At 65.9% G+C, this 505-nt stretch carries 1 protein-coding gene; it reads left to right on the plus strand.

Annotated features, from left to right (window positions below):
• Nucleotides 1–505, plus strand: a 505-nt coding sequence (locus AC1RCO_RS31165) for an AMP-binding protein (protein WP_492618395.1), incomplete at both ends; no start/stop codon positions are given.

Raw genomic sequence — 505 nt, forward strand, 5'->3', positions numbered from 1 at the left:
CGACAGACGACCCGGCGCCACGCGCGACCCCGGACAATCTGGCCTATGTGATCTACACCTCCGGTTCCACCGGCCTGCCCAAGGGCGTGGCGATTGCCCATCGCAACGTGCTGGCGCTGATCGACTGGTCGAACCGGGTGTACAGCACTGACGACCTGCAAGGGGTGCTGGCTTCCACCTCGATCTGCTTCGACCTGTCGGTGTGGGAGCTGTTTGTCACCCTGTCCAGCGGCGGTTCCATCGTCCTGGCCCGCAACGCCCTGGAACTGCCGGAGCTGGCGGACCGCGACCGGGTGCGCTTGATCAATACCGTGCCTTCGGCGATTGCCGCGCTGCACCGCAGCGGGCAGATTCCGCCCAGCGTGCGGATCATCAACCTGGCGGGTGAGCCGCTGAAACAGGCCCTGGTGGATAGCCTCTACCAGCAGCCCGGGCTGGTGCATGTCTACGACCTGTACGGCCCTTCGGAAGACACCACCTACTCGACCTACACCCGGCGCGAGGC

It is taken from the genome of Pseudomonas sp. GW823-FHT03E05 (genome assembly GCF_058796855.1).